Below are 25458 nucleotides of genomic sequence, written 5' to 3'. Positions count from 1 at the left end.
TACCGGGATGGGCAGTGACGGCAAAAGGGCTGGAATCGCCCTGATTTTATCCGGCTTTCGATTCGGCATCGCGCGGAATACGGTCGAGCAGCGCCGCCGCCCACGTATTCCCACGGTGCCACAACGCAATCGCCGCGCCGCGGGCGGCGTCCGCCCAGGCCTGCAGGCGTTCACCCACCGGTACGGCTGCGGGCGCCGGGACCGGGGGCCACACCTCGGCGGTCGCGACCACACCCACCGGTGGGGCCACCGGGCCGAGTTTCTCTCGGTACCGTTCCCCACAACCGTGGCAACTCACTTCGTAGCGAAGCAGTTCCGGCCCCAGTTCGACGAAGGCGTAGTCCGCCACCGCGACACAGCGTGGGCACCGGGCCTGCCCACGTTCGACCACCAATTCCATGGAGTACATGGTGGGGTCCCCGACCGGCGCAGCGATCGGGTCGCCCCATGTCGATGCACGTTCGCTGCGCAAACGAGATCCTCGGGCCCGGTCAGCGCGGGTGCTCGACGCGCCGCGGCGGCTGCTCGATCACCTGCCGGTCGGGTTCGTCGTCGCCGGCACGATCCCGACGGGACTTCACGTCGGGGTCGATGCGGTCGATGTGCTTGCGGCGTTCGTCGAGTTCGTCGCGGTGGGACTCCACGGTCTCCTCTTGCGCGGCGGCCTGCCCACTGAGTCGGCGTGCCTCGGCGGCCTTGGCCTCGGCTTCGGCAGCCGCCGCGCGGGCACGGGCGTCGGTCTCTTCGGCCAGCGCCTGCCGCTGGGCCACCCGCTCCTGCTCGGTTTTGAGTTCTCCGCGCAGCTGCCGGGCCTGCTCACGCTTGCCCTGGGTGCGTTTGCGGCTGGCTGCGACTAACAGACTGACGACCACCACTATGGCGAGGATGGCCGCGCCGATGACCACCACTGTTTCGATGTCGGACATGTTGGCTCCTTCGACAGATGCGGCGCCCCGTAATCGACGCGTACGCAAATTGGGGCATTCCCACCCGCGGGTCCCACGAAACGTGGCCGCTCCGGGGAAAGATGACCACGTGACCAAAGTGACCGGTCGGTTGTGGCGAGACGGCGAGCCCCACGACGACGAGTTCGCCTTCGACGCCATCTCGGATTGCCTGGCATCCGAGCGTCAACTGGTGTGGGCCGACATCTACGACCCCGACCACGACACCCTGCGCCTGCTGGCGGCCGAGCTCGGCCTCAACACCTGGGCCGTCGAGGACGCCGTCGCCCCCAAGGAGCGCACCAAAACGGCCGTCTACCAATCTCATACGTTCTTCACGGTGTACGCGTTGGGGACCCACGAGCCGGCCGGGGACAGCGCGTCGATGTTGGTCAAGCACCGCATCTCCGCCTTCGTGCTGCCGCGCGCACTGATCACCGTGCGGTTGCCCGGCCTCAACAGCGGCGCCGCCGAGTTCGACATCGGCGAGGTCTCACGACGGTTCGACGAACTCGGCGGGCAGTCCCACGGGGTTGGCGCCCTGGTCCACGGGTTGCTCGATGTGGTGGTCGACGGGCACTTCGACGCCGTCCAGGTGCTCGACGACGCCATCGAAGCGCTGGAGGACGAACTGTTCTCCGGCTCCGGCGACCGGGCCGAGCCGCATGGCCTGCAGCGGCGCACCTTCCGGGTCCGCAAAGATCTGGTCGACCTGCGCCGCGTGGTGTTGCCGGTGCGTGAGGTGGTGAGCACCATCCAGCACCGCAGGCTCGACGCAAGGACCAGTCCCGAACTCGACCCGCTGTACGCCGACCTGTACGACCACGTGCTGCGCGCCTCGGAGTGGACCGAATCGCTGCGCGACATGGTCACCACGGTGTTCGAGACCAACCTCTCACTGCAGGACGCCCGGCTGAACACCGTGATGAAGAAGCTCACCGGATGGGCCGCGATCATCGCGGTCCCGACCGCCATCACCGGCTTCTACGGCCAGAACGTGCTCTACCCCGGGGTCGACACCGTCGCGGGCTTCCTGACCAGCTCGGCGGTGATCGTCGTGCTGGTCGTCGTGCTGTACGCGATGTTCAAACGACGCGATTGGTTATAACCACGGGCGGGGCCGGATCGTGGCAGTCTCGGGGCATGAGTACGCGGATCGCACTCGGGCCGCAGTCACTGCTGTGGCGGTGGGCCGGGGACATGCGAATCGCGTTCGAGGGGGGTACCGCCGGACTGATGCAGACCATGCACCCGGCGATCGGTCAGGGCCTGATGGACCACTCGAACTTCTTCGACGACCCGGTTGATCGGGTATTCCGTTCCCTGCCAGGGATTCTGGGCGCGGTGTACGACGGCCCGCTGGCCGACCAAACCGGCACGCGGGTGCGCGATTTTCACCGCGATATCAAGGGTGCGCTGCCCTCCGGGGAGCGCTACCACGCCCTGTCACCGGACACCTATTGGTGGGCGCACGCCACCTTCCAGATGATGGTGCACCGATTGGCCGAACACTGGGACACCCACCGGCTCAACGACGCCGAACGTGAGCAGCTCTACCGCGAGGGCTGCGAGTGGTACCGCCGCTACGGCATGACCGAATCCGTGGTGCCGCACACGCTGGCCGAGTTCAACCGCGAATACGACCGTTATTGCGGCGAGGTGCTGCAACCGAATCCCGCGTCGGACTACCTGATCGAATTCATCCAGCGTCCCGCGATCCCGGACATGAGCGCCTCGCCGGACTATCCGACGCATCCGCTGCTCAAACCGCTGACCGACCGGCTGCTGCCCAGCCTGCCGGTGCGGGCCGCGTTGGCGCCACCGATGCGGCTGGTCATCTTCGGCGGGCTGCCGCCGATCGTGCGGGAACGGTTCGGCATCCGGTGGCGGCGCGTCGACGAGCGTGCCTACCGATCGGTGCGGGCGACGGTCCGGCAGGGCTGGCGCACCGTACCGGCGCCGCTGCGCTGGCATCAGGCCGCGCGCCGCGGCTGGCTGCGCGAACTGGGCCGGGTGCCGCGCGCGGTGTAGTCCTGCCGACGCACACTGCACCGGTCAAGATCAGCGTCGGGTGGACGGGGTGCCCTACCCGCCGACACCGTTTCCTACACTGACTCTTTTGACCCCGTCCTGGGCCAAGCAGATCGGATCGAAACAACGTGATCATCGGGATACCGCGCGAGTCCCTACCTGGTGAGACTCGCGTCGCGGCGACACCGCAGACCGTCGGGCAGATTATCAAGCTCGGCTACACAGTAGTCGTCGAAAGTGGAGCGGGCGCCGCGTCCAGCTTCTCCGACGCCGCCTATGTGGAGGCCGGGGCCACCATCGGATCGCCCTGGAACGCGGATGTGGTGCTGAAGGTGAATGCGCCGGATGACTCCGAGATCGCCGCGGTGCGTGACGGGGCGACGGTGGTCGGTCTGATCTCGCCGGCGCTGCGTCCGGATCTGGTGGAGAAGTTGTCGTCCCGGCCGATCACGGTGCTGGCGATGGATGCGGTGCCGCGGATCTCGCGGGCGCAGTCGTTGGATGTGTTGTCCTCGATGGCCAATATCGCCGGCTACCGGGCGGTGGTGGAGGCCGCGCACGCCTTCGGCCGGTTCTTCACCGGTCAGGTCACCGCGGCGGGCAAGGTGCCCCCGGCCAAGGTGCTCGTCGTCGGCGCCGGGGTGGCCGGGCTGGCCGCCATCGGCGCCGCGGGCAGCCTGGGTGCGATCGTGAAGGCCACCGACCCGCGCCCCGAGGTCGCCGATCAGGTCGCCTCACTCGGCGGGGAGTACGTGTCGGTCACGGACCCGGCGGAAGGTGTCGCTGAAGTCTCCACAACGGGCTACGCCAAGGAGATGGACGACGACTACAAGGCCCGCGAAGCCGCCGTGTATGCCGAGCTGGCCGCCGACGTCGACATCATCATCACCACCGCGTTGATCCCGGGCCGCCCCGCCCCGCGCATCATCACCGCCGAGATGGTGGCCTCGATGAAACCGGGTTCGGTGATCGTGGACATGGCCGCGGCCAACGGCGGCAACGTCGAGGGCACCGTCAAGGATGAGGCGATCCTCACCGACAACGGGGTGCGGATCATCGGCTACACCGATCTGGCCGGCCGGCTGCCCGCCCAGGCCTCCCAGCTCTATGGCACCAACCTGGTGAACCTGCTCAAGCTGCTCACCCCGGAGAAGGACGGGGTGCTCACCCTCGACTTCGACGACGTGGTGCAGCGCTCGATCACCGTGGTCCGCGACGGGCAGAGCACCTGGCCCCCGCCGCCGGTGCAGGTCTCCGCGGCTCCGGCCGCCGCGACCGCGGCCGCGGCCCCGGTGGTCAAAGAACCCAAGAAGCCGATGAGCACCGCACGTCGGTTGGGGTTGACGTTCGCCGCGGCGGCGGCGCTGTTCGCGTTCATCGCGATCTCGCCGGCCGCGCTGCAGGTGCACCTGGTGGTGTTCGCGCTGGCGATCGTCATCGGCTACTACGTGATCGGCAATGTGCACCACGCCCTGCACACCCCGCTGATGTCGGTGACCAACGCGATCTCCGGGATCATCGTCGTCGGCGCGCTGCTGCAGATCGGACAGGGCGATACCGCCATCACCGCGCTGGCGTTCGTGGCCATCCTGCTGGCCAGCATCAACGTCTTCGGTGGCTTCGCGGTGACCCGCCGCATGCTCGCGATGTTCTCCCGCAGCTGACGCTGCCCCATACCCCTTTCTCGGAAACGGATTCCTGCATGCTTTCTCTAGAAACCGCTGCCACCGCGGCGTATGTGGTCGCGGCGCTGCTGTTCATCCTGGCGCTGGCCGGGCTGTCCAAACACGAGACGTCGCGGGCCGGTAACACCTTCGGCATCGCCGGTATGGCCATCGCCCTGATCGCCACCATCGTGCTCGCGCTCGGCCGCGGCATCGAGCCGCTGGGTCTGGGCCTGCTGATCGGCGCGATGATCGTCGGTGCGGCGATCGGGCTGTGGCGGGCGCGGGTCGTGGAAATGACCGGCATGCCCGAACTCATCGCGCTGCTGCACAGCTTCGTCGGCCTGGCCGCGGTCCTCGTCGGCTGGAACGGCTACCTGCACATCGAGGCCCACCCCGACGGCCCCGACACCGCCGCGATGGCCGCCGAGGGCATGCTCGGCATCCACTCGGCCGAAGTCTTCATCGGCGTGTTCATCGGCGCGGTCACCTTCACCGGGTCGATCGTGGCCAACCTGAAGCTCTCGGCGCGGATGAAGTCCTCCCCGCTGATGCTGCCCGCCAAGAACTACCTCAACATCGGCGCCCTGCTGGTGTTCTTCGCCCTCACCGTCTGGTTCGTCATCGACCCGCAACTGTGGCTGCTCATCGTGGTCACCGTGCTCGCCCTGCTGCTGGGCTGGCACCTGGTCGCGAGCATCGGCGGCGGCGACATGCCGGTGGTGGTGTCGATGCTCAACAGCTACTCGGGCTGGGCCGCGGCGGCATCGGGGTTCCTGCTCGGCAACGACCTGCTGATCATCACCGGCGCGCTGGTCGGCTCCTCCGGTGCCTACCTGTCCTACATCATGTGCAAGGCGATGAACCGCTCCTTCCTCTCCGTCATCGCCGGCGGCTTCGGCATCGAGGCCGGCCCCGCCGAAGACAAGGACTACGGCGAGCACCGCGAGATCACCGCCGAAGCCGCCGCCGAACTGCTGGCCTCCGCCTCCTCGGTGGTCATCACCCCCGGCTACGGCATGGCCGTCGCCCAGGCCCAGTACGGGGTCGCCGATCTGACCCGCAAGCTGCGCGAACGCGGCGTCGACGTGCGATTCGGCATCCACCCCGTCGCCGGCCGACTGCCCGGGCACATGAACGTGCTGCTGGCCGAGGCCAAAGTCCCCTACGACATCGTGCTGGAGATGGACGAGATCAACGACGACTTCGAGGCCACCTCGGTCGTGCTCGTCATCGGCGCCAACGACACCGTCAACCCCGCCGCCTCCGAAGACCCCAGCTCCCCGATCGCCGGCATGCCCGTCCTGACCGTGTGGAACGCCGAGAACGTCATCGTCTTCAAACGCTCCATGGCCTCCGGCTACGCCGGGGTGCAAAACCCGCTGTTCTTCCGGGACAACACCCAGATGCTCTTCGGCGACGCCAAGGACCGCGTCGACGCCATCAACGCCGCCCTCTAGTCACGCATTACGCCGAGGATCCCAGCCAGCAGATGGCTGGGATCCTCGGCGTAAGTGTTTTCGGCCTCAGGCCCGCAGCCCCTCGGTGAGCAGCGTGGCCAGCTCGGCGTAGGCCTCGGCGTCGGTCAGCCCGGTGGCCTCCCGGACGCTGCGCTGCTGGATCCGGACCATCATCGTGGCGATCAGGTCGGCCGCGAACGAGGTGTGCACCTCGCGGTACTCCCCCTCGCCGACGCCGTCCTCGATGAGCTGACGGACCCGTAGCGCGGCCGCCCGGGTGTTGGCCTCGTAGACCTCCCGCGCCGGCGCGAAGTCGTTCATATCGGCCATGAAGGCGTCCGAGGCGACGGCCAGTTCCGCGCCGACCCCGGTGAGGTAGGCCGCGACGCGCTGACGGGCGTTGCCGGCCTGCGCGAGGGTCGCCTCGACCGCGGTGGTGGCGCGTTTGAAGAAGTACACGGTCACTCGCCGGACCAGTTCGTCCTTGCTGGTGGCCAGGGTGTACAGGGTGGACTTGGAGCACCGCAGTCTGGCCGCGATCTCATCCAGGGTGAGGTGGCTGAAGCCCTCGGCGAGGAACAGCGCCAGCAGGTCGTCGAAGAGTCGGGTCCGTCGACGGGTACCGAAGCCGTCGTCGGGCGCATCCAGCATGGCCGAAATAGTACTGCACTCGATCATCCAGTACTCTGACGATTGATACTGCGCGACCCTGATCAGTACTACTTTGCGAAAGGCGCCTCCCGTGCCCGTCGACCGCCTGCTCCCGTCCCAGGAAGCTCACGAGCTCATCGAGCTGACCCGCGAGATCGCCGACAAGGTGCTCGACCCGATCGTGGACGCCCATGAGAAGGCCGAGACCTACCCCGAGGGAGTGTTCGGCCAACTCGGCGCGGCCGGGCTGCTGAGCCTTCCGCAGTCCGAGGAGTGGGGCGGGGGCGGCCAGCCCTACGAGGTGTACCTGCAGGTGCTCGAGGAGATCGCGGCTCGCTGGGCGGCGGTCGCGGTCGCGGTCAGCGTGCACAGCCTGTCCTCGCATCCGCTGCTGGCCTTCGGCACCGAGGAGCAGAAACGGCGCTGGCTGCCCGGGATGCTCTCCGGTGAGCAGATCGGCGCCTACAGCCTGAGTGAGCCGCAGGCCGGCTCGGACGCGGCCGCGCTGCGGTGCGCCGCGGTGCGCGACGGCGATCACTACGTGATCAACGGGTCGAAGTCCTGGATCACCCACGGTGGGATCGCGGACTTCTACACGCTGTTCGCCCGGACCGGGCCCGGCAGCAAGGGCATCAGTTGCTTCCTGGTGCCCGGCGACCTGGACGGCCTCAGCTTCGGCGCGCCGGAGGAGAAGATGGGCCTGCACGCGGTGCCCACCACCGCGGCGTTCTACGACGATGCCCGCCTCGACGCCGACCGGCTGATCGGCATCGAGGGCCAGGGCCTGCCGATCGCCTTTTCCGCCTTGGATTCCGGACGTCTCGGCATCGCCGCGGTGGCCGTCGGCATCGCCCAGGCCGCCCTCGACGACGCGGTGCGCTACGCCAACGAACGAACCACGTTCGGCCGCAAGATCATCGACCATCAGGGGCTCGGCTTCATGCTGGCCGACATGTCCGCCGCGGTGGCCAGCGCACGGGCCACCTACCTGGACGCCGCACGTCGCCGCGACCTGGGCCTGCCGTACGGCTCGCAGGCCAGCATCGCCAAGCTGGTCGCCACCGACGCCGCGATGAAGGTCACCACCGACGCCGTGCAGGTGCTCGGCGGGGTCGGCTACACCCGCGACTTCCGCGCCGAGCGGTACATGCGGGAAGCCAAGATCACCCAGATCTTCGAGGGCACCAACCAGATCCAGCGGATGGTGATGGCGCGCAGTCTCATCGCCTAGCCACGAAATCGGCGATGGCCGAGACGAACTCGGCCGGCTTCTCGACCATCGGGCTGTGCCCCGCCCCGGCGATGATGCGCGGCGACATCCCGGCCGCGGTGTACCGGGTGACGTTGGGCGCGGTCGGCGTCAGCACATCGGTCTCACCCCAGACCACCAGCACCGGCTTGCCCAGCGCGGCGAGGGTGTCGGCGACCGGGGGCCGCGAGGACTCCTTGGAGTCGCACACGCCGGCGTAGGTGAGCCGCTCCAGCGACCGGTGCGCGAACGCCGGCACCGGGTACTCGGCGTCGAACCCGGTCTGCAGGGAACTCTCGGTGATCGCGTCGACGGTGCGGAACCGGTCCAGCGTGGGCCCGATCACGGGCCAGCACACCATCTTTCCCAGCAACGGCATGGCGACCAGGTCGGCGGCCCCCGGGGTGTCGGAGACCGCCACGCGCTCCACCACGTCCGGGTACCGGTCGGCGAGGGCCGCCGCGACCGCACCGCCCATCGAATGCCCCACCAGGACGGCCCGGCGCACCCCGAGCGCATCGAGCGCCTCGCGCACGGCCTCGGCCTGCCCCTCGGGTCGATAGGGTGCGGCCTCCCGTGGCGCCTCGGACCCACCATGGCCGACGAGGTCGACCGCGATCACCCGCCGGCCATCGACCAGCAGCGGCGCCACTTCTTCCCACCACTCGATGGATGCCGAATACCCGTGCAGCAGAACGACAGCGCGCTCCCCGGGCGGGCCGTATTCCCTCACGTTGAGATCCGGGCCGTCCAGCTCGAGGACGTGTCCCCCGCCGAAGGGCTGCGCTGCGCGCGCCGTATCGGTGACCACCCAGGCGTTGACCAGGACCGCGGACACGACCGCGATGAGCAGCACGAGGACGACGCGCAGTTTCACCAGCGGGAGGCTACCGGTCGGCAACCCGTGCGGGCGAGGCATTTATCGCGGGCTCCGGTGGCGAGGTGACCGTCACCGTGGTCCCGCGCCCCGGCGCGGCATCGATGTCCATCGATCCTCCCATCGCATCGACGCGCGCCTGCAGCGAGCCCAGCCCGATGTGGCCGGCGGCGAGCCGTTCCGCCACCAGATCCGGGTCGAAGCCGCGGCCGTCGTCGGCGACGGTGAGCACCACCCGGTCACCGGACCGCGACAGCCGGACACTCACCTCGTGCGCGTCGGCGTGCTTGCCGATATTGGCCAGCAGTTCCCGTGCCGCCCGGTAGAGCAGGGCCTGGGACTGCGGTTTGCCCACCTCGTCGAGTTCGGCGTCGACCTCACACCGGGTGCGGGATTCGAACTGGCGCAGCAGTTCCCGCACCCCTTCGGTCAGACCGAGCTGCGCGAGCACCTGCGGGTGCAGCTCGGTTACGGTCGAGCGCAGTTGCTTGGCGGTGTCCTGCAAGGCCGCGCGCACCGCGTCCAACCCCGGATCGGAGATCCGCTCCCGGATCTCGTCGAGTTCCATCCGGGCCGCCAGCAGGTTCTGCAACGGGCCGTCGTGCAGATTCTCCGCGACCTCACGACTGTGTTGCTCGTCGGCATGCATGGCCTCGGAGACCAACTGATTGCGTATCCCCAGCAGTGCCTTCACCCGCGCCGCACGCATCGCCAGCACCAGGCACAACGCGGTGGTGGCGACCGCCAGCCACAGCAGGAACCCGAAGTGCGTATAGACCATGTTGGGCAGGCCCATCCGGTCGTCCCGCTTGGAGTAGACGATCCACACCGCCAGATACGCGCCCGCAGTGACGGTCCCGATGATCGCTGTCAGCCAGGGCTTGTCCTGGAACGCCACCGAGATGGGCAGCAGGAAGAACACCGGCAGCAGTGCGGCGGTGGCGCCCCCGGAAACCACACACAGCACCGCGATCAGCAGCACGTCGACGCCGGTGGAGGCCCAGTCCGCCCACCGCGGCAGTGGACCCCTGAGTGCGGCGATCACCCACGCCACCGCGATGACGGCGTATCCGCCCAATACCGCCACATACAGGCCGGGCAGCCAGTGGTCGACGTCCCAGATCCACACCAGCACCGCGATCAACGCGATCAACGGCAGCCGCAGCACCGCCGACACCCGTACCGGTGCGGCCGCGAAGAATTCGACGAGGGGCGCCACGTCAGTCGAGCAGCTTGCGGCGCATCGCCTCGGCCACCGCGGCCCCGCGATCGCCGACGCCCAGCTTCTCGTAGAGCCGCTGCACGTGCGTCTTGACCGTCGACGGCGCGAGGTAGAGCTCCTTGGCCATCGCCGGGATGGTCAGACCCCGCGCGATCATGGCCAGCACCTCGCGTTCCCGACCGGACAGCGCTGGGATGTCCGGCTCGTTGCGGCGACGGATCTCCCCGGCCAGCGACGCGGCCAGCGCCGGGGCGATGACATCGCGGCCGCGGGCGCAGTCCAGCACCGCGCTGACCAGTTCTCCGCGGGTCGACTCCTTGGACAGGAAACCGGCGGCGCCGTCCTGCAGAGCCTTGTAGACGATCGCGGACTCGTCGTGGGCGGAGATGAGCAGCACCCGGGTGGGCAGATCGCCGCGCACGACGGCGGCGGCCACCTCGGAACCGTCCATCCCGGGCATCCGGTAATCCAGCAGCGCCACCGCCGGCTGGTGGGTGCGGATCAGTTCCAGTGCGGCCACCCCGTCCTCGGCCTCGCCGACCACCTCGATGGAACCGCTGGCGGCCAGCGCACGCACCACACCGTCGCGGAACATCGGGTGGTCATCACCCACCACAACACTCACCTTCTGCGCCGAATCCTGCATGCCGTGCAGCTTGTCACGACACGCCGGTCCGAAAGCCGATTTGGCTCGGCACTGCGGGAAAATTCGCGGTGATGAACATCGAAGAACTGCAGTGGTTCGTGACGCTCGCCGAAACCGAACACGTCACCGACGCGGCGGCCGAACTGGGTATCAGCCAGCCCACGCTGTCGCGGTCACTGGCCCGGCTGGAATCGGCGGTCGGGGCACCGCTGTTCGACCGGCTCAACCGCAGACTGCAACTCAACGACTACGGCCGGATCCTGCTCGAGCATGCGCGGCGCAGTATCGACGAGATGCGGTCGGCCACCGAGCGCATCACCGCCCTGCAGGATCCGGAGACCGGGATGGTGCGGTTGGCCTTCCTGCACTCCCAGGGTGGCGGCCTGGTGCCCGACCTGCTGCGCCGGTTCCGCGCCGAGGCGCCCCGGGTGCAGTTCGACCTGTTCCAGGGCGCGGCGCACGAGATCCTGGCGCGGCTGGCCGGGGGCCGGTCCGATCTGGCCATCACCTCACCGCGCCCGCCCGGGTACCCGTGGCGAGTTCTCGACGTGGAACGACTGTGTCTGGCCGTCCCGCGCGATCACCGGTTCGCGACCCGGACCCGGTTGCGCCTGGCCGACGCCGCCGACGAGCCCTTTGTGGTGTTGGGACCCGGCTTCGGTCTGCGCCGGCTCACCGACGAATTGTGCGAGCAGGCGGGTATCGCGCCGCCGGTGGTGTTCGAGGCGATGGAGCTTCCCACCGTGGAGGGCCTGGTCGGCGCCGGACTCGGGGTGGCCGTGGTGCCGACGCCCAGACCCGATCACGCCGATCCCGGTGTCGCCTACATCCCGCTCACCGAGCCCACGGCCAAGCGGCAGATCGGTCTGACCTGGAACGCGGACCGCGAACTGGCTCCGGCGGCGCGTCGTCTCGCCGACTTCATCATGCATATCAAGCATGAATCTGCATAACTTCATGCATTGGACACATCGACCTTAGGCTCCTACCGTCGTCCCGGTGACAACGACTCTGAGCCCCGTTGACTGGCAAGGCCATTCGCGCGGGTCCTCCGAGTACCGCCGCCTGCTCGCCGCACTTTTCTTCGGAGGCGTCGCAACCTTCGCCCAGCTGTACTCGCCGCAGGCGGTACTGCCGCTGATCGCCCGCGATCTGGGCACCGGTGCCGCCGACGCCGCGCTGACGGTGTCGGCCGCGACGGTGGGCCTGGCCGTCGGGGTGATCCCCTGGGCGGCACTGGCCGACCGGATCGGCCGGGTCCAGGCCATGACGCTATCCATCACGGCGGCAACGGTTCTGGGGTTACTGGTGCCGCTGGCACCGACCGCGGGCATGCTGCTGTCCGGTCGTTTCCTCGAGGGTCTGATGCTCGGCGGCGTGCCGGCCATCGCCATCGCCTATCTGACCGAGGAGATCGAATCCGGGCATGCCGCGCGCGCCGCGGGCAGCTACGTGGCGGGCACCACCATCGGCGGGTTGGCCGGCCGGCTGGTCACCGGCCCGCTCGCCGAGCACGCCGGCTGGCGGGTTGGGTGTGCTCACCGTCGCCGGGTTGTGCGCGCTGTCCGCGGTGGCCTTCGTGCGGCTGGCGCCCCCGGCCCGCCGGTTCCGGCCGTCCACCGGAGGTGACCTGATCCGGCGACTGCGGGACAACCTGCGCTCACCGCGCCAGCTCGCCCTGTACGCCCAGGGCTTCCTGCTCATGGGCGGCTTCGTCGCCATCTACAACTTCCTGGGTTTCCGGCTGACCGCCGACCCGTTCGGCCTGCCGCACACCCTGGTCAGCCTGGTGTTCCTGGCCTATCTCGCGGGCACCTGGGCCTCCGCGCGGGCCGGCGCCGAGGCCGGGCGGTTCGGCCGCCGCACGGTGCTCATCGGCTCCATCGCCACCATGATCGCCGGCACCGCGCTGACGCTGAGCACGAACTTGGTCGCGATCCTGGCCGGACTGCTGATCGCGACCGCCGGGTTCTTCGGCGCGCACGCCATCGCCTCCGGGTGGGTCGCCTACGCCTCCGACACCGGCAGGACCCAGGCGTCCTCGCTGTACAACCTGTCCTATTACGCCGGGTCCAGCGCGATCGGCTGGGTGGGCGGGCTGGCGTTCGATGCCGCGGGCTGGGCCGCGGTGGCCGGAATCGTCATCGGGCTGGCCCTGCTGGCGGGTGTGCTGGCCCTGCTGGTACTTCGACCACGCGCCCAGCTGCCAGTTGTCTAACCAGGTGGCCTATCGTGACGGTCATGGACTTCTCGATGTCCGCCAAGGCGGCTGACTACCACAAGCGGCTCACCGACTTCATGGTCGAGAACGTGTTCCCGGCCGAGGCCGCCTACCACGCCTACCGCGAGGACAAGGGGCCCAAGGACCACACCGTGCCGCCGGTGGTCGAGGAGCTCAAGGCCAAGGCCAAGGCCGCCGGGCTGTGGAACCTGTTCCTGCCCTCGGAGTCGGGCCTGACCAACCTGGACTACGCGCCGCTGGCCGAGTTGACCGGCTGGAGCATGGAGATCGCCCCCGAGGTGTTCAACTGCGCGGCTCCCGACACCGGGAACATGGAGACCCTGCACCTGTTCGCCGACGAGGCGCAGCGCAAGCAGTGGCTGGAACCCCTGCTGGCCGGTGAGATCCGCTCGGCGTTCGCGATGACCGAGCCCGCGGTGGCCTCCAGCGATGCCCGCAACATCGAGACCACCATGCTGCGCGACGGTTCGGACTACGTCATCAACGGCCGCAAGTGGTGGATCACCGGCGCGGCCGACCCGCGCTGCAAGATCCTGATCGTGATGGGCCGCACCAACCCGGACGCGGCCAGCCATGCCCAGCAGTCCATGATCCTGGTCCCGGTCGACACCCACGGGGTGGACATCCAGCGCTCGCTGCCGGTGTTCGGCTGGCAGGACCAGCACGGGCACTGCGAGATCGTGTTCGACAACGTCCGGGTACCGGTGGACAACCTGCTCCACGAGGAGGGCAGCGGTTTCGCGATCGCGCAGGCCCGGCTCGGCCCGGGCCGCATCCACCACTGCATGCGTGCCCTGGGTGCTGCCGAGCGCGCACTGGCACTGATGATCGACCGGGTGCAGACCCGCATCGCGTTCGGTAAGCCGCTGGCCGAGCAGGGTGTGGTGCGCGAGGCGATCGCCAAGTCCCGCAACGAGATCGACCAGGCCCGGCTGCTGTGCGAGAAGGCCGCCTGGACCATCGACCAGCAGGGCAACAAGGCCGCCCACGTGCTCGTCAGCCAGATCAAGTCGGTGGCCCCGCAGATCGCCTGCGACGTTCTCGACCGTGCCATCCAGGTGCACGGCGGCGCCGGGGTTAGCGATGACTTCCCGCTGGCCCGCCTCTACGCCTGGCACCGCGCCATGCGCCTGTTCGACGGACCCGACGAGGTGCATATGCGCACCATCGCCCGCGCCGAACTCGGCAGAGAGAAGAGCCCCTTCGCCACGGCGGTGTGCCGCCCATCGAGCACGGCGGTGGCCGGACGGTGACCGAGGTGCTGGCGGGAGCGTGGAACTTTCGAGATGTTGCCGAGTCCGCCGGTATCCGGCCGGGGCTGCTGTTCCGGTCCAGCGAGTTGAGTCGGCTCACCGAAGAGGGTCGGGCGGCACTGCTGTCGCTCGGTATCAGCGATGTGGCCGATCTGCGGTCACGGCGCGAGCTGGAGCGCCGCGGACCCGGGCAGGTACCCGCCGGGGTCGCGTTGCACCACCTGCCGTTCCATTTCGAGGACGATTCCACGCAGGAGGCCCCGCACGAGACGACCTTCCAGCGGGTGATGTCGGAGTCACCGGACGGCGAGGATGTCGCCGAGTCCGCCAAGCGGTACATGACCGAGGTGTACGAGGAGTTCCCGACGCTGACCGGTGCGCAGGTGGCGGTGCGCCAGGTGATCGCACTGCTGGCCGAGGGCCGACCGGTGATCGCGCACTGCTTCGCCGGTAAGGACCGCACCGGCTTCACCGTGGCCACCGTGCTGGAGACCGTCGGCGTGCCACGCGAGTCGATCCTGACCGATTTCCTGCGCAGCAACGACGCCATCGACCCGCTGCGCGATTCCATCATGGAATCGGTGAAGGCGCGGGCCGGTGAGGACCCCGAGGTGCTGACGTTTGCCGAGGCCCGGCTCACCGATGCCGTGCTCGGGGTCCGCTCGGAGTACCTCGAAGCGGCACACCACAAGCTTCACCAGACCTACGGCTCGGTGAACGGATTCCTGGACGCCGCCGGCGTCACCGACGAGCAGATCAAGAGGCTGCGCGCCACCCTGGTCGGCTAGCGCCAGCGGAGGTCGCGCCGGTCAGGCCTCTTCGAGTGCCTCGCCGATCTCCTGGACGATCCGGTTGTGTTCGTCCTGGACCAACAGGTGCCCCATTCCGACCAACAGCGCGACCGGCCAGTCGATGATCTCCACCGCCGCCAGGACACCGAGCGCGCCGTAGAACGCCAGTTGTTCGGGATGGGGAACCTTGACCCTGCCCACGCACGGCAGTGTCACGGAGAACCCGCGGGCGTGGCGCACGGAGTGCACCGCATCGCGGTGCCCCTTCCTCCGCTGTGAAACTTCGGCCATTCGTCACCTCTTCGTCATGTCGGCTTCGGCTTTCCGACGCCTCCATTGCCGACGGTTGCGGGCGTGAATGATTCCGGCGCGGGCCTGCCCGCCCAACCGTTGGCCGAGGCCGTGTCCCGCGTCCTGACCGTTCCGTTGCGCGAGTTGTATGCGGTGTTGTGGCGTTGCGGCGTCATCGAGATCGACGACTGATCCGACGGCGGCTCGGCCGGGACGAGCGCCGACAGCACCTTCGGTGCGACCGCGGCGGCGCCGGTCGCCAGGCCGGTTGCGGTCAGCGCCGTTGCCCATCCGATCGGGCCCAGCGGGGTGCAACCCAAAAGCTGGCTGATGCCGGGGGTGCTGATCAGAGCGCCCAACGTCATCAGCGAGCCCAGCGCAGTGGCCACCACCAGGGGGCTGTGCGAGTCGATCAGCGTCTGCGCCAGCTGGGTCGAGACCAGCGCGACCAGGGCCACCGTGGACGCGCGACGCGGGGCCACCATGAATCCCGCCGACAGCCATGCACCGGTGGCCGCGCCCGCGGTCGCCGTACCCCGGATGGCCACGGAGCGCCACAACTCGCCCCGGGCGGGTCCGTGTGCGGCGCCGGTGAACGAGCGCGCGGGGCTGACCGCCAGCGCGGCCGCCGGCAGCGCATCGGTCAGCATGTTCACCAGCAGCAACTGTCGGGTGTTCAGCGGTGATCGTCCGGTCAGCGCACTTCCGATGACGGAGAACACCACCTCCCCGGCGTTGCCCCCGAGCAGTACCGACACCGCGGCGTGCACCCGCCTCCACAGCTGACGGCCCTCGTCGAACGCATCGATCAGCGATCCGATCCGCCCGTCGAGCAGCAGAACGTCGGCCGAGCTGCGGGCGGGATCGCTGCCCCGCGCGGCGACGCCGATACCGATATCGGCAGCACGGATCGCGGCGGCATCGTTGGCGCCGTCGCCGACCATGGCGCACACCTGCCGGGTGCGTCGCAGGGTCGTGACGATCTGCACCTTCTGCTCCGGCGACATCCGGGCGAACACCAACCGTTCCTGGACTGCCTGTTCCTGCGCCCGGCGTGGCATCGCCTCCCACTGCTCACCGCTCATGACCTGTCGCGCGGTCACCGGCATGCCGAGTTCCGCCGCAGTCGCCATCGCCGTCACCGGGTGATCCCCAGTGATGATCCGTACACCGATATCGTTGTGCTGCAGCGATTTCAAGACGTGGGCCGACTCCGGCCGCGGCGTGTCCGACAAACCCAGCAAACCGATCAATTCGAGTCCGCTGCCGCACATGTCGGCGAACACGCCGGAATCGGCACGGGCTCGTGCGACCTGCGCGGCGGACAGATCCCGCCGGGCCACCGCGATCACCCGTAGCCCACCGCGTGCCATCGCCTCGATCTCCCGGCCGGTGGCCGCATCGAGGCCGCTGCACGCGGCCAGCACGACCTCCGGCGCCCCTTTGACCAACAGGGTGCCGTCCGATATGGCGGCCGAGAACTTCCGGCCGGTCCGGAACGGCAGGTAGACGCTGTCCGACGGCGGCCGGTCCGCCGTGTTGCCCGCCTCGGCGATGGCGGAGTCGGTGGCGTGTTCATGGTGGGCACCGTTTCGGGGCTGGGTGGCACGAGCGGCCGAGTCCAGGACCTGCTGACGTGACACCCCGCGACCCGCCGGGCGTACCTGCGTGACCCGCAACCGGTTCGCGCTGAGCGTGCCGGTCTTGTCGAAACACACCACACCGACGCGGCCCAGCACCTCGACCGATCGTGGGCTTCGCACCAGCACTCCACTGCGGGTGAGGCGTCGAGCCGACGCCTGCTGTGCCAGCGTGGCCACCAACGGCAGCCCCTCCGGTACCGCGGCCACCGCAACGGCGACTCCGCTGGCGACCGCACTGCGTATCTGCTGCCGGTGCAACAACCCCAAACCGCTGACCAGCGCACCACCGGCGAGGGTGTAGGGCAGCACGCGATCGGTCAATTCCCGCAGTTGGGTCTGCAGGCCGACGGTGGGGCCGGCACCGTGGCCGAGATCGACCGCCCGTCGGGCCTGGGTCGCCGAACCCACCTCGGTGACCACCACGACCGCGCTCCCGGTGACCAGTGTCGTGCTGGCATACAGCATGCAGAGGCGTTCGGCGAGCACGGCACCGGGCGTGGCAGCGACCTGTTTGGCCACCGGGAGCGATTCTCCGGTGAGCACAGCCTCATCGGCCTCCGCGTCGAACGCCTCGACGATCCGCCCGTCGGCGGGTACCACCTCCCCCGCCCGCACCTCGATCAGGTCACCCGGCCGCAGAGCGGCCGCCGCGACGGTGGCCGCCCGGCCGCCCTCGAGTCGGCGGGCAGGCGGGTCCTGTACGGCCAGCAACCGTCGCAGCAGTCGCTCGGCCCGCAGCTGCTGAGAGGCTGCAAGTACCGCGTTGCCGGCCAACACCGATCCCACCAGGATGGCGTCCACCGGCGAACCCAGCATGGCGCTCGCAACAGATCCGACGGCGAGCACCGGCGTCAGCGGATCGGACAGTTCGCCGGCCAACGCGGTGGTCATCTCGGCCACCCGACCGCGTATCGAAGCACCCCACCGACCCGCTCGCACCGGCTCAGTTGAATCCACCTGTGGCACCGCAGATCCGGGCAGAACCCGGCGGACCTGCTCGGGCGTCATCGCATGCCAGTCCTCGACCTTGGCCGGCCGTGGCGGCTTATCCAGGAGCGCCCGGCGGGCCAGCCAGAAGCCGGTGACGAGCCCGGCCGCCGCACTGACGGTGACCGGGCCCGGCCCCTGGCCCCGGACACCCGGCACCATCAGCAGCACCCCGAGAGCTGATCCCCCCAACGACAGTTCCACTCCGCGTTCCGACGCCCGCCGCGCCGCGGGCAGCGCATGCATGATCCGCCACACCGTCAGCAGGTCATTTGCCAAAATATCTGCGCACCAAGGCGTTCGGCTATCGGGATGGCACAATCCGAGCGCGAGGTCCGCGGCCCGCAGGGCGTGCGCAGAGTTGGCCGACAGGACCGCCACCGTACGGCCCTCACGCTGCAGACTCTCAACCATCCCGGCCAATGCCGAGTCGATCCCGCCGTCGGCGCTGTGCAGGTCGTCGAACGAGGACCGCAGCTCATCGAGTTCTTCGAGGTCCACCGATACCACCGAGGCGCCGGACCGCCGGATCTCAGCGAGCACACCGGCCGCCAAGGGATCGGGACGCCAGCACACCAACACCTGTCCCCGGGCCCTGCCATTGGCCCCGTTGCCGGCGAAATCCTTTGCGACACGATGCCATCCGGTGGTCAGCTCACCCGCCTGAAGCCGTGCTTGCGCCCACTGCCACACCGCCGCGCGGTCACGGTCGGCGACGTGCCGGAACCGGCCGATCCGCAGTTCCTCGGTGGCCAACACCCGCGGGTCGACGACGACGGTATCGATCCGGTCGAGCATGCGCAGTGCGCCCGACTGCAACGGCAATGCCCCGCACCGGTCGGCCAGTCCACGGCCGAAGGTGCTCGCGAACGTCTCGCGAGCACAGCGCCCCGCCTTGGGGACGGCGACGCCGGCAGCGGTCGCGGCAGCGGCCGGATCACGGGTCAGCAGGCCGACCGCGGCAGCCGCTGCGCCCTGCGCCTGTCCGCAGCGACGGGCATACCGTTCCAGCGCACCGTCGGGCACCGGTCTCGGGCGGGGCGTCGCGGGTATGACCTCCAGGCAGTCGGCGTGCCGGGCGAGGGTGGGCTCCTGGGTCTGCCACGCCGCCGATGCGGCCACCGCCTCACCCATCTGCGCCAGGTGGCGGACGAACTCGACCGCCACCGCGGCGGGCGACTGTGTCAGGGTGTACACAGTGGCAGCACTGACGGCCAGCACGGTGTCGGCGGCCTGCTGGCCCAGCCGCGCCTCCAGCATGGCGCGGACCTTGGGCTGGTAATCGACGACGGCGACGACGGCCGTCAGTCCGGCGGGCATCCGTGGCCAGCGCAACGCCCGGCCGGCGACGGCCGCACAGACGCCGATCCCGCTCGCCGCGGCGGCAATGGCCTTCTCTGTCAGCACGATTCCGTCGCCGGGCAGATCCACCGGCCGGTGCGCCCGCCCGGTGGGTCGATACCGGTCTTCGATCTGCGCCACGAGCTCGCACAGGGCAGACAGCCGCGGGGATTCCGGATCGTCGCCCACCTCGACGATGACACGGGACACCGGATAGTTCACCTGCACCGACCGGACACCGGTTCGACCGCCGATTTCCTGCTTCAGGGCGGCCGTGATGAGCCGATGCTGGTCCGAGTCCAGGCCGCGGACCTCGATCCAGCAACGGTCGGCGCCCTGCCAGTACCGACGCGCCGGTGCCGCACCGACAAGCTCACCGAGGGGTGCCGCGGCCAGATCGACTGCACCGCGGATCGCCCGCCCGATGAGGCCGATCACTTACCGGTGGACGATCCTGGACGTCGGGTCGCGGTCCGGCGGTTGGACGCCTTGGGCGCGGTCTTCGTGGCGGATCGTTTGGGTGTGGTTCTCGTGGCCGATCGTTTGGTCGCCGCACTCGTGGCCGATCGTTTGGTCGCCGCACGCGTGGCCGATCGATTGGTCGCCGCACTCGTGGCCGATCGATTGGTCGCCGCGTTCGTGGTGGATGCCTTGGGCGGGGACCCGGTACGCACCGACTCACGACCGTCGGATTCCCCCGCGTGTCCATCGGCGTGTCCATTACGAGTGCGCTGGTTTATTTCGTGCACCAACAACGTTGCGCCACCGACGGTCAAGAGCACCGGCCATTCGATGATCCCCGCCGCGCCCACGGCCGCCAATGTGAGTGCGGCGGCGGCCGAGGATCTGCTGCCCTGGCTCATCCCCGAACGAATTCCGGAGCCGGTGCCTTTGATACCGCCGATCACGCCGTTGACCGCGGCACCACCGATGGCTCCTGCCGTGGCTGCTGCGGCGTCAGCGGTGCGGCCGATGGCCTCCACAGTGCCTGAGACGATGTTCATGATCCTGGCTCCTCACGTTCACCACCTCCCATCACTACTCCCTCTGGTCACGCCGCACGGGGGTATGCACAAACTGACAGGAACCTGTGCGAATGCGCTGAAGGCTGCGCTCTCCGGTGATCAGGTGCGGTCTTTGGCGACGGTGGCGGTGAGCGTCACGTCAACCTCGTCGGCCACTTTCATCGCACCCATGAGCATCGAATACTGCTTGATGCCGAACTCGCTGTGTCGCACCCGGGCGCGTCCGCTCAGACGCCAGAATTCGCCGGCATCCTCGACCCGCACGTCCACCGTCTGCGCACCGGTGTGCCCGTTGAGGTCCAGCGTTCCGGACACACGCAGCGTCTCCCCGGCGCTCTCCACATCGGTGGACGCAAACCGTGCCTGCGGAAATCGTTGCACCCGAAATAATTTCATCGCGTTGGCGACCACCAGCACCTTCTCCGGGCCGGACAGCGGGGTGACGCCCCCTTCGCCGCGCAATACGCTCAACGAGTCGAGGTCGACGGTCAACTCGACGCCACGGAGGTGACCGTCCTCGTCCCGCAGCACCGCTTGCCAGCGGCCCATCGCGATGGTCAACCGGTGGCCCATCCGGGCTGCCCTCCCGGTGACACCCGTATGTATCAGCAGCTCCCCCGAGTCGGGGCCGACAATCCACTCGGTCACTGCGTGATCACCAGCGCGGTCACCCACGCGCCCGTGGCCAGCAGCGCACCGGCCAGTTCGACCCCCACCGACAGCGCAACACCTTTGACCGCATGCACGGTCGACGCCAACGCCCGACGCTGATCACGGCGCACGGCGAACTCGGCGAGGTACACCCCGGCGACGAACCCGATCACGAGGCCGATCACCGGGATGACGAAGAAGCCGAGCACGCCGAGCACGCCGCCGGCCACCAGACTCCAGGTCCGCACCTCGGCCGCCCGCATCCGCCGCACCGGCCACACATACTTGATCACCTCGGCGGTCAGCGAGAACGCCGCCGCGATCCCGAGCGTCACCCACGACACCGTCGTGCCCTCGACGATCGCCCACACGGCGATCGCGCCCAGCACCAGGAATCCGCCACCGGGCACGATGGGCAGCACGATGCCGACGAGTCCGACGGCGATCACCAGTGCGACGAGAACTACGCCGAGAGTGCTCACGCTTTCTGCCCGCGCACCCACTGGATGGGGCCCCGGGTCCTGGTCCGCACCCCGGCCAGTCCCAGTCCCTCGAAGACGTCGCCCAGCTCATCCTCGTCGAAGAAGCGGGCGCCGCCCTTCGCCAGCACCCGCATGGCGGCGGCGGGCCCCACGGTGGGCACCATGACCGCGATCCGGCAGCCGGGCCGTAGGACACGCACCATCTCCGACGCCGCCGCGACGACGTCGGGCATCAACTGCAGGGCCGCCAGCGAGACGACCGCGTCGAAACTGGCGTCCCGAAACGGCAGTCGCTGGGCATCGGCCCGGACGAAGCCCACCCGAGGGCCGGCCTGGGCCGCGACCGCACGCTCCAGCATCGCTTCGGAGATGTCCACCCCCAGGGCGGCACCGCCCGGGCCCACAGCTCGGGCCAACGCCGCGGTGATGTTGCCGGGGCCGCTGCCGACGTCCAGCGCGATCCCGCCGGGCGGGACGCCCAGCCAATCGAGCGGAGGCCGGGTCGCCGACAGCAACCGGCGGTTGAGCAGCTGCGCATGGTCGTAGAGCATCGATCCGGCCCGGGACGCCCAGGCCTTCTGGATGACGCCGGAGTTGCTGGGCGCATCGGTGCCGGACTGCAGCAGGTCGAGGTAGCCCCGGCTCACGTCGGGGTGGGCAGGCGGGTCGAGAAGCAGTTCGATCGCCTGGCGCAGTGCGTCGTCCACGGTTCCACGCTACCGACCGAATTGCCGCTAGGGCACCAGGACCAGCTTGCCCCGCACCTTTCCGTCGGCCAGCGCCTGCAGACCCTGCGCACCGTCGGCCAGTCGGTAGGTCACCGGGGCGGGCGGACGCAACCCCGCCGCGACCAGTGCGCCGAGTCCGGCACCGACCTCGGCCTGCGCGGCGGGTGTCTGCCGGACGAATTCACCCCAGCCGACCCCGACCACGCTGACGTTGCGCAGCAGCAGCCGGTTCACCTTGACCGTCGGGATGCCTTGGCCGGCAGCGAATCCGATCACCAGCAGCCGGCCCTCGGGGGCCAGCACCCGGATGGCGTCGTCAAAGGCGTCACCGCCGACCGGGTCCACCACCACGTCCACGCCGCGACCGTCGGTGGCGTCCAGCACGGCCTGCTTCCAGCCATCCCCGAGCGGCAGCACCACATCGGCGCCGACGCCGGCCACGAAGTCCTGCGCATCGGTGCGGTGCACCAGCGCCACCACCCGGGCACCGAGTGCCTTGGCGATCTGGATGCTCGCGACGCCGATACCGCCTGCGGATCCGAGCACCAGCACGGTCTCCCCGGACCGCAGTGCCGCACGGCGTGCCAGGGCGAAGTACATCGTGTAGTAGTTGCCGAGCAGCGCCACCGCCGACGCATCGTCGATACCGTCGGGAGTGGGCACCACATTTGCCGGCAGCACCGCCGCCTGCTCGGCGTAGCCGCCGATCATGGACAGCCCCGAAACCCGTTGGCCGACCGTGAAACCCGATCCGGCCGGGGCCGAACGCACCGTTCCGGCCACCTCCATGCCCGGGATGAACGGCGGCTCCAGCCTCAGCTGGTACTCGCCGCGGGTCAGCAGCAGATCGGGGAAGCAGACGCCGGCCGCACCGACGTCGATGATGACGGCGTCGCCTGCCACCACATCATCGACGTCGGCGTAGACCAGCCCGGCAGGACCTGTGAGCTCCTGCGCTACAAGGGCTTTCACGAATTCTTAACCGAGCTTGAAGCTGGCCTGCTTGGCCGCCGACAGGTCGGTGATCTCGCCCCACTTGGCGGCGATATCGTCCACCGAGGGCACCTCGGTGAAGGTGATGCCGTCGTTCTGGAACAGCGCGGTGCGCTGCACCTTTCCGCCGCCGACGATGAACACCGAATCGGTATCGGGCAGTTCCTCGGTCATCAGGTAGGCGACCACGGGCGCAACATATTCCGGGGTGAGCTTCTCGAAGACCTCGGGCGGCAGGATGTCCTGCGTCATGCGGGTGGCCGCGATCGGCGCGACGGCGTTGGTCTTGATGTTGTACTTCGCGCCCTCCTGGGCGAGCGTGTTGATCAGGCCGACCAGGCCGAGCTTGGCCGCGCCGTAGTTGGCCTGGCCGAAGTTGCCGAACAGACCGCTGGTGGAGGTGGCGACCACGACACGGCCGAAGTTCTGCTCGCGGAAGTGCGGCCACGCTGCACGGATGACGTTGTAACCGCCGTACAGGTGCACCTTGAGCACCGCGTCCCAGTTTTCGTAGGTCATCTTGTGGAAGGTGCCGTCACGCAGGATGCCGGCGTTGCTCACCACGCCGTCGACCTTGCCGAACTCGTCGATCGCGGTCTTGATGATGTTCTCGGCGCCCTCGGGCTCGGCAACGCTGTCGTAGTTGGCGACGGCCCGGCCACCGGCGGCCTTGATCTCTGCCACGACCTCGTCGGCCATGTTGTGTCCGGCTCCGGACCCGTCCCGCGCACCACCGAGGTCGTTGACGACGACGCTGGCACCCTCACGGGCCAAGGTCAGGGCGTATTCACGGCCGAGACCACCACCGGCTCCGGTGATGACGACGACGCGATCCTGCACTCCGGGCATTGCGTTCCTCTCCTGTTTGGTCAATCCGGCGGCTAGAACAGCCGACGGGCCAGTTTCCACGCCTTCTCTGTATACGGCGGGTAGATCAGCTTGCCCAAGTCGGGTCGGGTCGGCTTGCTCAGCACCGACTTGCGGTGGCTGAACTCCTCGAAGCCGAAGCGGCCGTGGTACGCGCCGATCCCGGACGGGCCGACACCGCCGAACGGCAGCTTGGTGGTGGCGAAATGGAAGATCAGATGGTTGACCACCATGCCTCCGGCGGGCACGTCACGGATCACCCGTTCGCGGACCGCCTTGCTCTTGGTGAACAGGTAGGCCGCCAGCGGCTTGGGCCGCGCGTTGACGAAAGTGATTGCCTCATCCAGGTTTTGGACAGTGACGATGGGCAGCACCGGGCCGAAGATCTCGTCGGTCATCAACGGTTCACGCACCGACGGGTCCACCACGACGGTCGGCTCGATCTCCAGCTTCGCCGGCTCGGAGCCACCTCCGACGGTGACGTCGCCCTCGGTGGCCGCGATCGCTGCGGTGAGCCGGTCGAAGTGCCGGCGGTTGACGATCCGTTTGCCGCCGGTGGCCTGCGCCTCGAACCGCTGGATCGCCGCCTTGATCTTGGCGATCAGTTCGTCGCGCACCGAGGCGTCGACGAGCACATAGTCCGGCGCGATGCAGATCTGGCCGGAGTTGATCAGCTTGGTCCACGCGATGCGCTCGGCGGCGACGCCCAGGTCGGCGTCGGCGGCGACGATGACCGGGCTCTTACCGCCCAGCTCCAAGGTCACCGGGGTGAGGTGGGCGGCGGCGCTCTGGTACACCTTGCGCCCGATCTCGGTGCCACCGGTGAAGCAGATCTTGTCGAAGCCCTGCTCGATGAGTTCCTGGCTGACCGCACCGTCGCCTTCGATGACGACCACGGCCTCGGGATCCAGATACTTGGGCACCAGCTCGGCCATCAGCGCCGAGCAGGCCGGCGCCAGTTCGGACGGTTTGAGCGCCACGGTGTTGCCGGCCGCGAGCGCACCGACGGCGGGACCCAGGGTCAGCGCGAACGGGAAGTTCCAGGCACCGATGACCAACACCGTGCCGAAGGGCTCGTACTCGACCCAGCCGCGTCCCGGTAACTGCGAGAGTTCCAGCAGCCGGTACCGGCGCTTGGCCCACTTCCCGACGTTCTTGGCCGCGTCGGCCGCCTCGGCTGCGGTGCTGGCGACGTCGGCCAGCCACGCCTCGAATGGCTGGCGGCCCAGGTCGGTGGCCAGCGCTGCGGCGATGGCGGTCTCGTTGTCGACCACCAGCTTCTCCAGGCCGCGGAGCTGCCGCTTACGCCATTCGAGATCACGGGTGCGACCGGTGGCGTAGGTCGCGCGGAGTCCGGCGACCGCCGCCGGGATATCCGTCACGGCTGCTGACGTGGGTACATCTGCATGCGTGGTCATCG

General features: G+C 69.1%; 23 protein-coding genes and 2 pseudogenes. 10 read left to right on the top strand and 15 right to left on the bottom strand.

The annotated features are described in order from the left end of the window. Window positions 1-46: 46 nt before the first annotated feature. Together K0O62_RS01325 and K0O62_RS01320 are read right to left on the bottom strand one after the other, a co-directional pair. Window positions 47-400, bottom strand: a complete 354-nt coding sequence (locus K0O62_RS01325; protein WP_131817382.1) for a hypothetical protein — start codon at window positions 398-400, stop codon at window positions 47-49. A gap of 91 nt (window positions 401-491) precedes the next feature. Then, window positions 492-926, bottom strand: coding sequence for a hypothetical protein (locus K0O62_RS01320; protein ID WP_073855336.1), 435 nt, complete (start codon window positions 924-926; stop codon window positions 492-494). A 109-nt stretch (window positions 927-1035) separates the two neighbouring features. On the opposite strand from K0O62_RS01320, the gene K0O62_RS01315 reads away from it, so the two are divergent. From K0O62_RS01315 to pntB, 4 genes are all read left to right on the top strand, one after another. Continuing rightward, the gene (locus K0O62_RS01315) at window positions 1036-2052 is read left to right on the top strand and encodes a magnesium transporter CorA family protein (RefSeq protein ID WP_073855335.1); all 1017 of its coding nucleotides are present in this window, start codon (window positions 1036-1038) and stop codon (window positions 2050-2052) included. A 35-nt stretch (window positions 2053-2087) separates the two neighbouring features. Beyond that, complete coding sequence (locus K0O62_RS01310; RefSeq protein WP_073855334.1) at window positions 2088-2975, top strand: oxygenase MpaB family protein; 888 nt, start codon at window positions 2088-2090, stop codon at window positions 2973-2975. A 128-nt stretch (window positions 2976-3103) separates the two neighbouring features. Then, entirely contained in the window at window positions 3104-4639 is a 1536-nt protein-coding gene (locus tag K0O62_RS01305; protein ID WP_220045489.1) for a Re/Si-specific NAD(P)(+) transhydrogenase subunit alpha, read from the top strand. A 38-nt stretch (window positions 4640-4677) separates the two neighbouring features. Beyond that, entirely contained in the window at window positions 4678-6099 is a 1422-nt protein-coding gene (gene pntB / locus K0O62_RS01300) for a Re/Si-specific NAD(P)(+) transhydrogenase subunit beta (RefSeq protein WP_220045488.1), read from the top strand. A 66-nt stretch (window positions 6100-6165) separates the two neighbouring features. Here pntB and K0O62_RS01295 read toward each other — a convergent pair whose 3' ends face one another. Beyond that, a complete protein-coding gene (locus K0O62_RS01295; RefSeq protein WP_073859390.1) occupies window positions 6166-6750 on the bottom strand; it encodes a TetR/AcrR family transcriptional regulator in 585 nt (194 codons plus the stop codon). A 91-nt stretch (window positions 6751-6841) separates the two neighbouring features. On the opposite strand from K0O62_RS01295, the gene K0O62_RS01290 reads away from it, so the two are divergent. Further along, window positions 6842-7981, top strand: a complete 1140-nt coding sequence (locus K0O62_RS01290) for an acyl-CoA dehydrogenase family protein (protein WP_073859391.1) — start codon at window positions 6842-6844, stop codon at window positions 7979-7981. Here the strand turns inward: K0O62_RS01290 and K0O62_RS01285 are convergent. From K0O62_RS01285 to K0O62_RS01275, 3 genes are read right to left on the bottom strand one after another with little or no spacing between them, the layout of a single operon-like run. Continuing rightward, window positions 7971-8876: an alpha/beta fold hydrolase gene (locus tag K0O62_RS01285; RefSeq protein WP_073859436.1), complete on the bottom strand. Its 906-nt coding sequence runs from the start codon at window positions 8874-8876 to the stop codon at window positions 7971-7973. The two genes, K0O62_RS01290 and K0O62_RS01285, sit on opposite strands and share 11 nt — an antisense overlap. A 10-nt stretch (window positions 8877-8886) precedes the next feature. Next, window positions 8887-10095: a sensor histidine kinase gene (locus K0O62_RS01280; RefSeq protein ID WP_073859392.1), complete on the bottom strand. Its 1209-nt coding sequence runs from the start codon at window positions 10093-10095 to the stop codon at window positions 8887-8889. 1 nt (window position 10096) lies between these two features. After that, on the bottom strand, window positions 10097-10744 hold the full coding sequence (locus tag K0O62_RS01275; RefSeq protein WP_073859393.1) for a response regulator: 648 nt from the start codon (window positions 10742-10744) through the stop codon (window positions 10097-10099). Between the two features lie 71 nt (window positions 10745-10815). On the opposite strand from K0O62_RS01275, the gene K0O62_RS01270 reads away from it, so the two are divergent. The 4 genes and pseudogenes from K0O62_RS01270 (at window position 10816) to K0O62_RS01255 (ending at window position 15027) form a co-directional block, all read left to right on the top strand. After that, window positions 10816-11697, top strand: a complete 882-nt coding sequence (locus tag K0O62_RS01270; RefSeq protein ID WP_073859394.1) for a LysR family transcriptional regulator — start codon at window positions 10816-10818, stop codon at window positions 11695-11697. A 58-nt stretch (window positions 11698-11755) separates the two neighbouring features. Then, window positions 11756-12962, top strand: a pseudogene (locus K0O62_RS01265) (MFS transporter). A 23-nt stretch (window positions 12963-12985) separates the two neighbouring features. Next, window positions 12986-14239, top strand: a complete 1254-nt coding sequence (locus tag K0O62_RS01260; RefSeq protein WP_073859395.1) for an acyl-CoA dehydrogenase family protein — start codon at window positions 12986-12988, stop codon at window positions 14237-14239. Next, entirely contained in the window at window positions 14203-15027 is an 825-nt protein-coding gene (locus tag K0O62_RS01255; protein WP_272939038.1) for a tyrosine-protein phosphatase, read from the top strand. Before K0O62_RS01260 ends, K0O62_RS01255 begins: the two co-directional genes overlap by 37 nt. A gap of 21 nt (window positions 15028-15048) precedes the next feature. On the opposite strand, the gene K0O62_RS01250 is transcribed toward K0O62_RS01255, so the two are convergent. Further along, a complete protein-coding gene (locus tag K0O62_RS01250) occupies window positions 15049-15321 on the bottom strand; it encodes a hypothetical protein (RefSeq protein ID WP_073859396.1) in 273 nt (90 codons plus the stop codon). Window positions 15322-15384: 63 nt separating this feature from the next. On the opposite strand from K0O62_RS01250, the gene K0O62_RS28955 reads away from it, so the two are divergent. Further along, window positions 15385-15513: an Rv1535 domain-containing protein gene (locus K0O62_RS28955; protein ID WP_337373173.1), complete on the top strand. Its 129-nt coding sequence runs from the start codon at window positions 15385-15387 to the stop codon at window positions 15511-15513. Window positions 15514-15593: 80 nt separating this feature from the next. Here the strand turns inward: K0O62_RS28955 and K0O62_RS28595 are convergent. The 8 genes and pseudogenes from K0O62_RS28595 to K0O62_RS01210 all read right to left on the bottom strand — a co-directional run. Continuing rightward, window positions 15594-17780, bottom strand: a pseudogene (locus K0O62_RS28595) (cation-translocating P-type ATPase); the annotation flags it as partial. A 1946-nt stretch (window positions 17781-19726) separates the two neighbouring features. Beyond that, on the bottom strand, window positions 19727-20296 hold the full coding sequence (locus K0O62_RS01240; protein WP_073859397.1) for a hypothetical protein: 570 nt from the start codon (window positions 20294-20296) through the stop codon (window positions 19727-19729). A 120-nt stretch (window positions 20297-20416) separates the two neighbouring features. Next, window positions 20417-20965 (bottom strand): YceI family protein, encoded by a 549-nt coding sequence (locus K0O62_RS01235; protein WP_097933687.1) that lies wholly within the window; start codon window positions 20963-20965, stop codon window positions 20417-20419. Then, window positions 20962-21450 carry a DUF456 domain-containing protein gene (locus tag K0O62_RS01230; protein WP_073859399.1) on the bottom strand — a complete coding sequence of 163 codons (489 nt, stop codon included), beginning with the start codon at window positions 21448-21450 and terminating at the stop codon, window positions 20962-20964. Before K0O62_RS01230 ends, K0O62_RS01235 begins: the two co-directional genes overlap by 4 nt. Continuing rightward, a complete protein-coding gene (locus K0O62_RS01225; protein ID WP_073859400.1) occupies window positions 21447-22157 on the bottom strand; it encodes a methyltransferase domain-containing protein in 711 nt (236 codons plus the stop codon). The genes K0O62_RS01230 and K0O62_RS01225 overlap by 4 nt, the downstream gene beginning before the upstream one ends. 27 nt (window positions 22158-22184) lie before the next feature. Further along, window positions 22185-23150, bottom strand: a complete 966-nt coding sequence (locus tag K0O62_RS01220; RefSeq protein WP_073859401.1) for an NADPH:quinone oxidoreductase family protein — start codon at window positions 23148-23150, stop codon at window positions 22185-22187. Between the two features lie 6 nt (window positions 23151-23156). Continuing rightward, the gene (locus tag K0O62_RS01215; protein WP_073859402.1) at window positions 23157-24020 is read right to left on the bottom strand and encodes an SDR family oxidoreductase; all 864 of its coding nucleotides are present in this window, start codon (window positions 24018-24020) and stop codon (window positions 23157-23159) included. A gap of 32 nt (window positions 24021-24052) precedes the next feature. Beyond that, a complete protein-coding gene (locus K0O62_RS01210) occupies window positions 24053-25456 on the bottom strand; it encodes an aldehyde dehydrogenase family protein (RefSeq protein ID WP_073859403.1) in 1404 nt (467 codons plus the stop codon). Between the last annotated feature and the right edge of the window lie 2 nt (window positions 25457-25458).

Source organism: Mycolicibacterium diernhoferi, from assembly GCF_019456655.1.
Taxonomy (GTDB): Bacteria; Actinomycetota; Actinomycetes; order Mycobacteriales; family Mycobacteriaceae; genus Mycobacterium; species Mycobacterium diernhoferi.
The sequence above is the reverse complement of the archived record's forward strand: the minus strand, read 5'-3'. Positions and strand labels throughout refer to the sequence as shown.